Raw genomic sequence first — 11,956 nt, 5'->3', positions numbered from 1 at the left:
TTTTAGCCTGGGTAATTATCAATGTCGGACATCGAAATCGCTGAACAGAAAATAGCTGAGGCCATTATCGGGCTGCGTGAGGAATACCTTGCGACCGGGCAGGCACCCGATGTCATGACCATCAACCACGGCCTCTGCGATAGCTTCGCGGATGACATCACAGCGCAGCTCCCGGAGATCGAGGGACTGGTAGCCGTCGACATCGCAAGTTTCATCGAAGTCGATCCAGATACAGGCTGCAGCTACGACAGCGGAGGACCATTCGACCTTGAGCTAATCGGCGAGCACTGGCCGAAAATTACGCCACCTGAAGGCCTAACATGGGAGGACATGAACCAGCTATCCGAAGACGCTGGCTTTTCCTGCGGCACACACGTCTTCCTGACCTTCAATGGCAAGTTCTACGACGCCGAAGCAGAGCAAGGCGTCGACACTCCGTTCGAGCTACCGTTCTTCCAGAGAGTGATCTCCTCGTGGCTGGAAGAGCGGCCGCAGCCGCCAAGGCTCTAGTTGATACCCGCCCGCTACTATCGAGTGACGAAGTGGTTCCAGCCTCCAGCATCTTCCGCCAGGAGGAAGGCCTCTTCGTCATCCTCCTCGTCGTGATCATCGTCTTGGTAGTTGAGCGCCTTATGCAGGTCGATGAAGCGCGCCAAAGCGGCTTCGTAGCCATATTTCATCGCAAACCGGACTGATGGCTTCCCACCCTTGAATTGGCCTCGTTGCTTGAAAACGTCTTCGAACCCGGCATTCGGCCGCAGAACGAAGTTCCACCACTCGCCATCCTGAAAAGCCATCCCGCCGTAAAGAAGTTGTAGCTTGGGATCATCGCGATCCTTTGCCACCTTTGTATTGCATGTCGGCTTCGAGAAAATCACGATTGCCCGATCCCGTGGAGACTGGTGTTCGATGTGTTTTTGCAGCTCGTCAATTTCACTGCTTTCCATTGCAGGCGAATGCTGGAATGACGTCATGAAGATGGGAAACACATTGCCATCCAACGCCCTTGTCTCGCCGACTTGGCGGAACAGAAAAGTCTTTACACCTTCAACAGGACGTACGAACCAACCAATCTCGGTAGCAAGGAAATCCAACCAGACTTTAGGTATCTGTTTGATAGCCGCAATCGATTTCGCGAAGCTAACCTCGTCCTCCGACGTCAAATCGAAGCCTATATTCTCTCCAACATCGATTGCATGGAAAAGGACTTCCTTCAGCCTGCGCAAAGAGGGCTTCCGAGAACTTCCAGTTGGCTCCAGGCAACCAACTACGACATGGCTTAGCGCCATACCTTTGATGCCGCAATCGGCCAGAACCTGCGCCTGAGCGAACCTGCGTTCGATCATGACTTTACGATCCACCTGTTCGTCAGGCGTGCTACTGGCGGTACGAGGATCGTTATAAGAGGCCTCAAGCTTCTTCCATGATTGGAAGCCGAACATTCGCGAGGTCATCTCTCCAGCAAGCTCGTCCGCCATCCCAAACTCATTCAGCAGGGCGGTCTTGACCTGATGTGGTCTCTTCCTATCGGAATGAACGAAGGTATATGGCAGGATTGCCTTGTCGCCGCTCATTGGTCCTCCAGATTCGAAACTTCGACAATCATAGCCATCTTGAGCCTGCTTAGAAAGACGAAAGGCCGCCAACGGCAGCCTTTAGTATTGATTTCAATCGAGGATCGAGCGCTATGCGAGCGTAGCGCCTCGCGCTTCCTGAATTCGTTTTTCAAGCACTTCTGCTAGATCGAGGCCTTCAGGTCTCATCATGAGAGAACTCAGTTTGAACATCTCATCTCCAGAGACATCGATAGCTGTGTAGATAAGCTCTCCTTCGACATCAGATCGAACGACACGATGGATGTCCTTGAATGCATGTCGCCGGAAACCCAAAGCCTTCCCATCGCTCTCATTGAAGCAGAAATAAATGTAATTCGGGGTGAAAGCGACGAGATTGACGCCATTGGCTTCCAGCTTACCGATGACCGAAGAATAGTAACCCGTCTTCCATCGAAACCATAGTTCATATGATAGCCGTACCACCCCAATAAGAAGACTTAAAGACGCGACAATCCACAAGACGACACCTAACAAGGCAAACAAAGAAGGGCCAAATTCGCCAACCTGTTCTCCAATCATCGTCGCAAACCAGCCACAAACGGATAAAACTAGTGCCGCAAAGATCCAGATCACAGGATCATCATCTGATCCGCCTCCCAAACGGGAAGCATCCTTATCACGCTTTGATGCCGAGACTTTGTACCCTGCAACCGCACCGACAACACTCTCAAATGCAAAGAACTCGATTCTCTCATTCCCGAGATCGGCCTGACGCTTTAGAAAATTCTGCGCAACAGACAGCAGGCTACGGCCATAATATTCGACAGCTTCCCGACCTAATTCAGTGCTGAAATATACTCTCTCTCGGGCAGAGCGAGAAGATCCACAGGAAGCAGCTTCAATAATTGAACTCATCTGAATTCTCCTTTGGGCGGAAAATACAAATTTATCAGATAAAGTCAATGAATATTGGATTATTTATTGACACAAATCCCGTGTAGCACTAATCAGTCCATTAACAAGGAGATTTTATGAGCGGTCCTCTGATCTGGTTCTTTTTCGCTATGAACTGCCAAGGGCAATACACGACATGCCAAAGCGAAATGCTGACATTCCCGACGCAACAGGAATGCGTCGACAACCTTTATCATGACGACGGTAGAAGTCGTTATCTAAAACCACATGCGATGTGTCTGCCGCTCGCTGGTGAGCCGATCACCACCAAGTCCGATGAAGCCATCCAAGGCCAGTACAGAACGAAGCCAGGCTGCATTGGTCTCTGTGGTGACTACCCGACAGAGCCTCAGCGCTTGTACTACAAGGATTGGGACAAGTGAGAAAGGGGGCCGTGGCCCCCTTATTTCGTTATGGCCCACTCTGGTGGCGAATTGTAATCAGAGCTGGCTGTCAATCAAGCTTGCGGGACTCCAAGGTCGCGCAATAAACCTTGCGGCCATAGTGCTCTCCGACTTCCTTCCATTTGAAGTCCTTCGACAGCTTCTGCGCGGCGGTCGGGCTGCAATAATAATCCTCTCCACAAACATACACGCGCGGAGAATAATAGGTGCTCGGCTGATAGACGCCATCTTTCACGTCATTAATATCCCAGCCCAAATGAAATCCGATAATCTCAGCGGCTTGCTTGCGAACTTGCTTCACCATTTGCGCTCTCCTTTGATAAATAAGGAGTTACCCAGGCTTTTTATTCCCGTCAACCGGGGTAGGGGATCGCTATCAGTGCCAATGCAAGCAGATAATTCACTAGACGAGTACAAATAAGTTCCCATGGGATATTATCTAAACCTCCCATGGGAAATTCGAACTGGGCCAAATGATGTCGAAACCGCCAGAATCGAACCCAAGCAGGCCACGCAAATATATTTTTCGATTACCTCATATTTTTTATCGAGGTCACATTCCCATCGACATTGAACGCTCTTCGTCCAACTCCGGCTTGCGAACAAACACGGCCTTCAGACCGTCAATGAACGTCTCATCCTTCTGCCAATCGGGACGGTAATCGAATGCCTTCATCTGCTCTTCGACAGCCTTATAAAAGGCCATGGGAACATGCTGCAGATTTGCCTTGTTTGCTCGAACCGCACCAAGGCATATCTCCAAACTAAGCTGTTGTTCGCGAAAGTATGAAAGGAATCTGCCGTCAGCTTCAACGACTTTCCCAATGAGGTCAGGTGGCAGATCACCATATCCAATTACTGAATAGACGGTTGGATCTTTCTCGATGGCGGTTCTGACCACATCAGGAGTTCTAGCGGTCTCAGGGAGCCAATGAATTGCTCTCGGATAAGTTTCCATAGCCAATTCGACGAGTTCCTGGCTTCTCATATGACTAGGAACCTCACCAATGGCCTGACCATTGGCGGTGACAGCCACCGTGTAATATTCGCGGTCTTTCCATTTTGGCGAGACGCTATAATTTAGTTCCCGGAAAAACCTTGCAGTAGAGGCCGCCTTCAAAGTCATTTCACGGGTCACAAAACGTTCTGGAACATATTGGAGTGCGTTCCCATTTTCCTCAATCGCGGCATTCACGATCTCTCTGTGCATGAATTCTTCAAAGAACAACTTCACGCCTTCCAAAGCAGTCCCGTCTCTTCGCACGATATCTAGGAATAAGTCACGGGACGCGAGATGAACTGGCAACTCGTTCAGCGCCTGCGGGTTTGTCGCGAGAGCCTTCAAATACATGTCGTCGCTCTTGAATTTCTCTGGGACGAATGAGATGCCACGGCCACTTATAGCCATGGCAAGATCCACCATCTCTTGCGTGATCATGTCCTTCGAAACGTGAAACAGGTTTGCCTTCGGAGACCTAAGATAATCGAAGATAATTTCGTCGTCGACGATTGCCTCAGGAACCTTTTCAAACGCGACGGCATGCTGTTTTACCGCCCAATGAAGAAGCGGCTTCAGACGATCTTGATATGCGACGATCCACTCCTCCTGCACAGGTTCATCATTCTCGTTCATGAACTGGCACTCTTTTTCGTCGACATGAAACTGAACCTTGGTGCCATCGTTCATTACAATTACGATCAGAGGACCTGTTTTGTTGTATCCTTCGAACATGTTGTCGTTGTCGGCTGCGGTACACCACTGCGTGCCCTTACCCCACCATTTGGCCGCTTCCACGGTTAGAGGGACGGCAACGGTCCAGTCGTCGGTTTCGGCTAGGATCAGGCTGTCGGCATAGGACTTGGCACGTTCCGACCGCTTCTTGGCTTTCCCAGAAAGGCTCTCATCTGCCTCTGGCTGGTCTACAAACGGCTTCACGGACTTCCAGACATCTGAGAGCCTTTCATGGCGATTGATGTCTCGTTGGTCTTCAGGGAGGCGCTGGTTGAAGGCCACGAAATGCTCAAGCGTGCTTCGCGCCCTTGAAAGGTCCTCGAAACGGAAACCACCCTTAATGAGAGTGGAGATCAACCACTGAGAATAGCGCCCTGTTCTTGTTGGATCGTATTCCATGACGTGACTGACAGCGCCCGCTACGTCAAAAGTCACGCCCTGATCCGAGAGATTTTTTACGAGCGCTTCGCCATATGTGGAGATCAGCCATTCCGTGCGGGTCATCAGTAGACTTTCATTTAGAAATCATTCTGATGATTTTCGTTGGAGGCACTGCATCGGACAACGCCTCGCCCTCATTACATTGACGGAGCAGGGGCTTCGTTCTCCTCAACGATAATCGGGTTTCGGATGTGGCCGAAATTGGAGCCTTTCTCCTGCAGAAGCTTGCCCTCAAGCGCCATACGGGAATTAGAAGGCACCAATTCGAAATCGGAGCCATTCGTAGCGTGCTTAGCGAGCACGAGAACAGGCTCTGAGACCTCATACCATATTTGTCCTGTCTCCTCGTATATTGCGAGATTGAGCGCGCCCCAAAGTTTCACTGCAGCCTTCTTAGAGCTTTCGTAGTCGATGCAGTCGCGTTTATCCGGCTTCTGGAAAGTGTCGTTTGGCCGCTGCTGTTCAAGCATCGCGATCATGATTTCCGAATTGCGAGCGTTTGTGATGTCGGGGCAGGGTGCAAGCGAAACCGTCCCCCACAGATTGTCGGTCTCGACCGCAGGCACATAGCCGTGCGCTGCGAGATGGATCAGATCGTCAAGCGTAAAGGCTTCAGTCTGCCCATAACGGCCGAACCCCAATGGCCTGCGCCAGGTGTCGTCATCCTTGCGATAGGTGATGGAGCGTGCGCCGACCTTATCGAGCTTTACGGTAAGAGCAGGGGGTTCTGGAAGGATCGAAATTTCGAGTTCAATCTGGTCTGTGAGCTTTGGCTCCAAACTGGCTGGCATCATGTAGCGAGCTTCGCTCGTGAGCTTGGGAGTGAATGCGAAGGGAACTGTAAGCTTCATGACCATGTCCTCCGGTAGGGAATTTCATGGTCATGATTGTCGGCGAATGAAACAAACAAAAAAGGGAGCCGAAGCCCCCCGATCTTGCAATGATAAATATCAGCTCAGACCTCCAGGACGACGTCCCGTTGCGGGATGCGAATCCTCATCCATTCAGCGACGTCATGAATGTTAGCGAAGCCAAAAGCCTCAACCTCAGTGGCGAGTACGGGGTCTTGGACATGGTCGGCTCCAATTTCGACGCCAGACAATAAAAGCGACTGCCGACCTGGAAGGCTCTTCACATCAACGACGGAAATATCGGAGTAGGGGTCCACTGAAAGGACAACTTCGCCACGGAGATATTTATCAGCGTTAGGCTCCAGCTTGAGGGAATAAAGATATTTCTCGCCGACACCTACCACGCGAACAGCAGCAGCAAAAATATCGTCAAACTGCTCAAGGTCGAAACCATGCTGTTTGAACCATCGATATTTCAATCGACCGTCCGCAACCAGAACTCCCAAAAAAAGGACAATCATTCCGGAAAAATAGAGTTGTCCCGTATGACGAACGGCGGCATCAGGTTCATTGTACGCTGCAACCAAAAAAGCGGAAGCCATGAAGATCAGAAACCCGATAGCAACAAGTCGGCTCTTCAACAAATGCCAAAAATATTCGCTTAGAGAAAGCGAACTCAATGATCGAAATACCTTCATCCCGTATTCACCAGCCTGAACAAAGCAGACAATGACATCATCATTTTCGGCTGCGAATTCCTTCACTTCATTTTGTGCAAGCTTGCGCCGAACATCGATGAAATCCTGCAACTTTTCTGCGTTGGCCATCTCACTCATCCTCCACGTTTTGCTGGCGTTCAGGGCTATTCGCGGCCGCAAGCTTGTCCTTCAGAAAATGGACTGCATCCACTCCAACAGACGAGTTCTTGCGGTCGATGCGGAAGAGTTCAGTTCCGGCCTTGTCGTAAACGATGGTGTCTCTAGAGTTGTAGTCTTCATGAGTACCACGAAGCACCTGCTCAACGCGTCCGATCTCATTGTAGGGGATCACGCGAAGGCGTGTTGCCGACTCCGCAGCTGTCTGCAGGTGCTTGTCCTTGGTGCTCGGCGACGACACGTAAACCGCATTGGCACCAAACAGAACGTAGCGCTTAGCCACTTTCATCATCTCAGGGATCATCCAGTCGTAATCGTCTGGCAACTGAGCCTCTTTCGGATGCAGCAGGCCCGTCAGATGCAAGGAGAGCAATGCGACCATGATAACGCCCGACGTCAGCAGAGTATTCTCCATGCCGATGAATCCAGCTTCCACGAGCGCACGGGCGGTCAAAGCGGAGACAAGCGCGAACAGCATCGCCAGATGAGGACGCTTCAGCTTGTAGAGCCAGGCCACAAACAGAGCCTGAGGACCACTCTGGCCATCGATCTCTTTCGGAAGGTACAGGCGGGCGTCAAACCAATCCTGCACGACAGCTGTCGTCGGTCGAACGGAGACATGAACCTTGTCGCCTTCGCGTTCAACCATTCTCGTACCGAGGGTGATTTCCACATCAATCATGGCTTCGAATGTTTGTCGCGTTTCCGCGTTTTTACGCTGGACCCGCTCAATATTCTTGGAACTATTCCGTGCGAAAAATCGCTTGAACGTTTTTACCAAAGGAAATCCTCACTTTGAAAAAAGGATTACATATTTAATTACAGATCGTCAACGCAATTACAATATAAAGCGCCGCACTATGGCGACGCTTTGGACATCTATTTATCACAATTTACTGGGCCTCATCACGCCGACGCTTTAGCTCACCGATGACATCAACATCTTTGTCAGCCGTGAAATTCGTCATATTCAAGCCTACACGGCCGAACCGATCAAGGATCGTAATTTCGTTTTCGATCTCCTGTCCTTCGCGATCATGCTTCTGAACTGAATATGCAACGGCATCGATATCACCAATGGCATCGTATTCGATCTTCCGGATATCGGTCTCATAATCATGTCCAGAATTATTCACATGACCATAGAGGCGATCTCGTCCAACTCCAATTACGTTATTAGCCTTCCATTCAAGCTCATTAAGGAAATATTTGGCATAGCCTTTCCTCCAGCATGAAATTAGGTGTTTTCCTCCTCCTACATCCCAGGCGAAATAACCAAAAAATAAAACAACAATCGTTCCGATCAAAAACCCGAACAGGAGCAACAGAACCGTAGTTAACACACCAACCTGATTCACAGTATCCTGATAGCCATCGTTTAGCGCCTTCAAAAACACAGCAGGTACAGCTAACATCACGAACGATGAACACAATAAGAACGACAGATAAAAATCCTTGCCATGCCGGAAATATTTCCAAGCGCTCATAACATTGTTTTTAACAATCTGATTGAATTCCACTTCACTGTGAGTGATGAAGAACTCAATGCTATCACCGCAGTCGAATGCCTTCTTTCGAATTTCGGCCTTCATTTCTTCTGTTGATTTGACGGCAGAGTTCTGAGCTTCCGCTACTGCGTTAATTGCCAACGTTGAATTAGACATCGATTTCTCCTTTTCTGTCGGGCTATATACCCATTTAATTATCTATCGTCAACATTTATGCTTGTTCATAGCAATTAAATACGAAAAAGGCGGGAAATTCTCCCGCCAATCAATTTCCAATTGTTCATGTTTTATTTGGTTGCTTCCAAGTGCCTGTTCATAATGTCTGAAACCACATCACCCTTATATTCGCTCTCGTAATTGTAGACCGTCTCAATAACCTGCCCACCACGAGATACGATATTCAACATGCCATTCTGGTCGCGAACATGCTGAATCTGGTCGTAGCCGATCTTGTTGACTGTCATATCCTCGCTCATGGGAGCGGCGAAAACATAGAGGCTGTCTCGACCGACACCGATCATGTTCCGGCTGTATCGTCGTGCTGTTGGTAGAAAGTCCTTTTTGAAACCAAATTTCTTGATATGGCTTACGGAAGACAAATCATTTTTCAATTCTTTCCATAAGAAGCGCGCCAAACCCAAAACGAAAGCTGTAGCCGCAGCCGCGATCCATGGCGATAAAGTTCCTTTGGTAGGATGCCCAATGATGGCAGCTACCCACACAATCAAAATCAATGAAAGACCCATAAATAAACTCCATGCCCCCGCAATACAGGGGAGAGGCTCTTTCAGAAACTCTTTCCAGAGCGTAGTGACACTACTCCGCTCCAGCTCTTTGTATGTACGGTTCCCTAGATAGACGACATACTCGATCTCATCACCAAAGCGCTCTGCTTCCTTACGGAGAGCAACAGCGGCCTCGTTTCGGCCCTGACGTACCACATTCGCGGCCGCCTCTGCAGGGGAGAGAGCGACTGCGCCCGTATTGCTGTCGTAGATCACACATGCATTCATTTTCTCACACCTTTCCTTGTCTAGCGGTATAGAGGTGGCCACGCCACCAGCTCACTTCACCAAATTATTCGCCGTCTTTTAAAAGGACCCACGTGCGGCCCTTTTTGTCGACAAACCTGTCGTTGGAGTTCATATACTCTGCATCCAGTTCCAACACATGACGAAGGAACGCACGTGTTGCCGATACGATTTCTGGGATAATTACCTTTTCGGCAATGTTCTGAGGATCGAAGAAGACATAGCCGCGACCAGATTGATGGAGGACGCCTGACACTGTGCGGTCAGGCTGCCAGCTATAGTTTCCATCTTCGATTTCGATTCTAAGATCGATATCGCCACAGATCACAGCCTTATATTGCCGTTTAAACGTTGGAGCATCCTCTGGTTTGGTAATAATGCTCACTCCGCTAAACAATGATGCACCTTCGACAGCGACATCTTCATTAATGACATCAGGCACTGCTTTTTTGACGAATAATTTATTCCAAAGACTTGTAATCATGTCGCTCTCCTTACGCCACCACTGCCGTGTAAAGGGCGATTTTGACCATATCGTCTAGACTGCTCTGGCGGTCAGAGGCTGGGATTTCCGTCTTGGTGACAAGGCAATCCGTCATGGTGCAAACGGCGACTGCGCGAGCACCGTACTTGGCTGCGAGCGTGTAGATCGTCGCGGCTTCCATCTCGACGCCGAGTACGCCGTGTTCTGCGAGCTTGCGATAGCCCTCAAAACCGCCTTCCTGGTAGAACGTGTCCGACGACAGTAGACTGCCCACATGATAGGGAACGCTCGACAGCTCGCCCGCATATTCGATCAGAGAGGCCATCAGCTTGTAGTCAGCAATAGGCGCATAGTTGAAGGCACCGAAGCGATTGGTGACAATCGAGCTGTCGGTGCAAGCACCCATGCCGATGATCAGATCACGAACTTTGATCTTTTCTGAAAAACCACCACAAGTGCCGACGCGGATCAGGTTCTTGACGCCATAATCGCGAAGAAGCTCTTCGACATAAATTGCGGCAGATGGTTGCCCCATACCCGTGGCTTGAACGGAGACCAGACGATTGTCGAATAGACCCGTGTAACCGTAGCAGCCACGCACATCATTCACGAGCTTTACGTCGTCCAGATAATTGTCCGCGATCCATTTCGCGCGCAGGGGATCACCTGGCAATAGAACGCTCGGAGCGTAGTCTCCGTGATTTGCTCGATTATGTGGCGTTGGCATAGTTACTCCTAATTTGTCGAAAAATAAATATTCCAAAATTATTGACAACGCAATGGTTATTTGCGAATTAAGCCCGCACTTTTCTGGAGAAACAAATGTCTATCGAGGATTACCTGAATTTCACTGGCAAACGTGCTTCCCCCTGTAGCGAGCGTGCGTTGAAACTGGCCGAGGCCATTCTGGCTGTGCAGGAGACCAAGGCGGATTTGGATAAGGCTATGAATGGCGTTCCTGGCTATACGGGGCAACACGATCCCCAAGACTACTACCAGGACGAACAGCAGGCCTACTACAATGCCTGCGCCGCCCTCGAAGCAATTATCTTCCCTTCAGACGTCCTTTCGGAGTAAATCCAATGACCCTTAGCAGGGCTGGAATTTTCCATAAATTTATGGGATATTTCCGCATATTTGGCTTTTATTTCTTGAATAAATCAGATATGACAACCGGGAATTATGAAGGGATTGCGCAATGGCTGCGGTAAAATCGAAATATTACATTGGCGACGTTCACGGTCGAGCTGATCTGCTCGAAAATATGCTGGTGGGTATCGAGTCCCATGCGGCCGAACGCGGTGCAGTCCCTGAAATCGTTTTTCTTGGAGACCTGACTGATCGTGGCCCTGAAAGCCTCGGCGTCATGGAACTCGTTCATCACGCTCTCAACAAGTGGGAAGGCTCAACGCTCGTTCTCGGAAATCATGACGAATGGTTCCTTGAAACGATCCGTCACGAAGACGAATATCAATATTCTGAAAGCTGGATCGCCAATGGGGGCATCCAGACTATCATGTCGTATTTCGACGGTGAGCTGCCGCGAGATGCCATGGAACAGATCAGGACCAAGTATCCGCATCATGTTGAGATGCTGGCCAACGCCAAGCGCTTTACGATCAACGGCGCGTTTATCGGTGTGCATGCAGGCGTAGACCCAACGCGTTCGCTCAACAATCAGCGGCTTTTTGACCTAAACTGGATCAGAGAGCCGTTCTTGAACTTCGCCGAGCGAAAACTGCCTCCGGTCATCCACGGACATACAATCCTTGGCCCCACTCCGATTGTGACTGAAAACCGTATCTCCATCGACACGGGTGCCTATCATTTCGGCCTGCTGACGACTTGCTTTGTCGACGCTGAAAACAAAACGATAAACCTGTTTCAGGCTTCAAAACGGGGCTTTGATGAAGTCGAGCCTGTTCTCATCAACCGTGGCTATGGCACGGTCTATGACCGCCTTGAGGAAATCTTCGGGGAACCGGAAAAGGTTCTCGCACCGATGATGCAAGAGGACGGAGTCCATGGCTGATACCAAGGCAAGCGAAGTCTTCTTCCAAACCCCAATCGAAGTCGTTCGGGCGCTTAACGGCGCTCGAAACGTTTCACCCAACTGGGAG

The 11,956-nt window shown here is 49.9% G+C and carries 15 protein-coding genes; 4 read left to right on the top strand and 11 right to left on the bottom strand.

The features are described from left to right. Nucleotides 1-21 precede the first annotated feature (21 nt). Nucleotides 22-510, top strand: coding sequence for a hypothetical protein (locus tag QU595_RS09780; protein ID WP_315921329.1), 489 nt, complete (start codon nucleotides 22-24; stop codon nucleotides 508-510). A 17-nt stretch (nucleotides 511-527) separates the two neighbouring features. Here the strand turns inward: QU595_RS09780 and QU595_RS09775 are convergent, their stop codons facing one another. Both QU595_RS09775 and QU595_RS09770 read right to left on the bottom strand, forming a co-directional pair. Beyond that, nucleotides 528-1,574 (bottom strand): hypothetical protein, encoded by a 1,047-nt coding sequence (locus tag QU595_RS09775; RefSeq protein WP_315921327.1) that lies wholly within the window; start codon nucleotides 1,572-1,574, stop codon nucleotides 528-530. Nucleotides 1,575-1,685: 111 nt separating this feature from the next. Beyond that, nucleotides 1,686-2,471: a hypothetical protein gene (locus QU595_RS09770; RefSeq protein WP_315921325.1), complete on the bottom strand. Its 786-nt coding sequence runs from the start codon at nucleotides 2,469-2,471 to the stop codon at nucleotides 1,686-1,688. A 116-nt stretch (nucleotides 2,472-2,587) separates the two neighbouring features. On the opposite strand from QU595_RS09770, the gene QU595_RS09765 reads away from it, so the two are divergent. Beyond that, nucleotides 2,588-2,893 (top strand): hypothetical protein, encoded by a 306-nt coding sequence (locus QU595_RS09765; RefSeq protein WP_315921323.1) that lies wholly within the window; start codon nucleotides 2,588-2,590, stop codon nucleotides 2,891-2,893. Between the two features lie 70 nt (nucleotides 2,894-2,963). On the opposite strand, the gene QU595_RS09760 is transcribed toward QU595_RS09765, so the two are convergent. From QU595_RS09760 to deoD, 9 genes are all read right to left on the bottom strand, one after another. Continuing rightward, nucleotides 2,964-3,218 carry a hypothetical protein gene (locus QU595_RS09760; protein ID WP_315921321.1) on the bottom strand — a complete coding sequence of 85 codons (255 nt, stop codon included), beginning with the start codon at nucleotides 3,216-3,218 and terminating at the stop codon, nucleotides 2,964-2,966. Nucleotides 3,219-3,467: 249 nt separating this feature from the next. Beyond that, entirely contained in the window at nucleotides 3,468-5,150 is a 1,683-nt protein-coding gene (locus tag QU595_RS09755) for a DUF4116 domain-containing protein (RefSeq protein WP_315921319.1), read from the bottom strand. A 74-nt stretch (nucleotides 5,151-5,224) separates the two neighbouring features. Then, nucleotides 5,225-5,938, bottom strand: a complete 714-nt coding sequence (locus tag QU595_RS09750; protein WP_315921317.1) for a hypothetical protein — start codon at nucleotides 5,936-5,938, stop codon at nucleotides 5,225-5,227. A 104-nt stretch (nucleotides 5,939-6,042) separates the two neighbouring features. After that, the gene (locus tag QU595_RS09745) at nucleotides 6,043-6,765 is read right to left on the bottom strand and encodes a hypothetical protein (RefSeq protein WP_315921315.1); all 723 of its coding nucleotides are present in this window, start codon (nucleotides 6,763-6,765) and stop codon (nucleotides 6,043-6,045) included. A 1-nt stretch (nucleotide 6,766) separates the two neighbouring features. Beyond that, nucleotides 6,767-7,594: a hypothetical protein gene (locus QU595_RS09740; protein WP_315921313.1), complete on the bottom strand. Its 828-nt coding sequence runs from the start codon at nucleotides 7,592-7,594 to the stop codon at nucleotides 6,767-6,769. Nucleotides 7,595-7,706: 112 nt separating this feature from the next. Next, nucleotides 7,707-8,477 carry a hypothetical protein gene (locus QU595_RS09735; protein ID WP_315921311.1) on the bottom strand — a complete coding sequence of 257 codons (771 nt, stop codon included), beginning with the start codon at nucleotides 8,475-8,477 and terminating at the stop codon, nucleotides 7,707-7,709. A gap of 131 nt (nucleotides 8,478-8,608) precedes the next feature. After that, nucleotides 8,609-9,322: a hypothetical protein gene (locus tag QU595_RS09730; protein WP_315921309.1), complete on the bottom strand. Its 714-nt coding sequence runs from the start codon at nucleotides 9,320-9,322 to the stop codon at nucleotides 8,609-8,611. A 76-nt stretch (nucleotides 9,323-9,398) separates the two neighbouring features. Next, a complete protein-coding gene (locus tag QU595_RS09725) occupies nucleotides 9,399-9,836 on the bottom strand; it encodes a hypothetical protein (RefSeq protein WP_315921307.1) in 438 nt (145 codons plus the stop codon). 10 nt (nucleotides 9,837-9,846) lie between these two features. Then, nucleotides 9,847-10,563, bottom strand: coding sequence for a purine-nucleoside phosphorylase (gene deoD / locus QU595_RS09720; protein WP_315921305.1), 717 nt, complete (start codon nucleotides 10,561-10,563; stop codon nucleotides 9,847-9,849). A 95-nt stretch (nucleotides 10,564-10,658) separates the two neighbouring features. Here deoD and QU595_RS09715 point away from each other — a divergent pair, with 95 nt between their 5' ends. Both QU595_RS09715 and QU595_RS09710 read left to right on the top strand, forming a co-directional pair. Beyond that, nucleotides 10,659-10,913, top strand: coding sequence for a hypothetical protein (locus QU595_RS09715; RefSeq protein WP_315921303.1), 255 nt, complete (start codon nucleotides 10,659-10,661; stop codon nucleotides 10,911-10,913). A gap of 121 nt (nucleotides 10,914-11,034) precedes the next feature. Further along, nucleotides 11,035-11,868 carry a metallophosphoesterase gene (locus tag QU595_RS09710; RefSeq protein WP_315921301.1) on the top strand — a complete coding sequence of 278 codons (834 nt, stop codon included), beginning with the start codon at nucleotides 11,035-11,037 and terminating at the stop codon, nucleotides 11,866-11,868. The last annotated feature ends 88 nt before the right edge of the window (nucleotides 11,869-11,956 follow it).

This window comes from Mesorhizobium sp. SP-1A (assembly GCF_032460275.1).
Taxonomy (GTDB): domain Bacteria; phylum Pseudomonadota; class Alphaproteobacteria; order Rhizobiales; family Rhizobiaceae; genus Mesorhizobium.
This window is presented reverse-complemented; position numbering and strand designations above follow the sequence as displayed.